The organism is Halomonas sp. DP4Y7-1 (genome assembly GCF_019800705.1).
Taxonomy (GTDB): domain Bacteria; phylum Pseudomonadota; class Gammaproteobacteria; order Pseudomonadales; family Halomonadaceae; genus Halomonas; species Halomonas litopenaei_A.
Genome location: NZ_JAHVKS010000019.1, coordinates 1 through 1,269, shown reverse-complemented (window position 1 = coordinate 1,269; position 1,269 = coordinate 1). Strand labels below are relative to the sequence as shown.

The window sequence follows — 1,269 nt, the reverse complement described above, 5'->3', positions numbered from 1 at the left end:
CGACTCTAACGCTCTTTAACAATGTATATCATGCTGACAAAGTAAGATACGTCTCAAGCGTATCCGGCAATTGTCGTGACATCATCGATTGACAGACCTTTTGGGGTTATATGGTCAAGCGATGAAGCGCACACGGTGGATGCCTTGGCAGTCAGAGGCGATGAAAGACGTGGAAGCCTGCGATAAGGTTCGGCGAGGTGGCAAACGACCTGCGACCCGGACATCTCTGAATGGGGAAACCCACCCAAGATCACTTGGGTATCTCATGCTGAATATATAGGCATGAGAGGCGAACCGGGGGAACTGAAACATCTAAGTACCCCGAGGAAAAGAAATCAACCGAGATTCCCCTAGTAGCGGCGAGCGAACGGGGACCAGCCCTTAAGCAACACAACTGGTAGGTGAACAGATTGGGAAATCTGGCCATAGTGGGTGATAGCCCCGTAACCGAAACCTGAGTGTTGTGAAATCGAGTAGGTCGAGGCACGTGAAACCTTGACTGAAGACGGGGGGACCATCCTCCAAGGCTAAATACTCCTGACTGACCGATAGTGAACCAGTACCGTGAGGGAAAGGCGAAAAGAACCCCGGAGAGGGGAGTGAAATAGACCCTGAAACCGTGTGCGTACAAGCAGTGGGAGCCGACTTGTTCGGTGACCGCGTACCTTTTGTATAATGGGTCAGCGACTTATTTTCAGTGGCGAGCTTAACCGTATAGGGGAGGCGTAGAGAAATCGAGTCTTAACTGGGCGACCAGTCGCTGGAAATAGACCCGAAACCGGGCGATCTATCCATGAGCAGGTTGAAGGTTGAGTAACATCAACTGGAGGACCGAACCAGGATCTGTTGAAAAAGATTTGGATGACTTGTGGATCGGAGTGAAAGGCTAATCAAGCCCGGAGATAGCTGGTTCTCCTCGAAAGCTATTTAGGTAGCGCCTCACGTATCACCGCCGGGGGTAGAGCACTGTTTCGGCTAGGGGGTCATCCCGACTTACCAACCCGAGGCAAACTCCGAATACCGGTGAGTGCAGCGTGGGAGACACACGGCGGGTGCTAACGTCCGTCGTGAAAAGGGAAACAACCCAGACCGTCAGCTAAGGTCCCGAAATCCTGGTTAAGTGGGAAACGATGTGGGAAGGCTTAGACAGCTAGGAGGTTGGCTTAGAAGCAGCCATCCTTTAAAGAAAGCGTAATAGCTCACTAGTCGAGTCGGCCTGCGCGGAAGATGTAACGGGGCTCAAACCAGGTACCGAAGCTACGGGTTGCC

Annotated in this window: 1 rRNA gene; it reads left to right on the top strand. The window is 52.3% G+C overall.

Features of this window, described 5'->3' with window-relative positions:
• Window positions 1-112 precede the first annotated feature (112 nt).
• Window positions 113-1,269 (top strand): 23S ribosomal RNA (locus tag KUV72_RS19615); the annotation flags it as partial.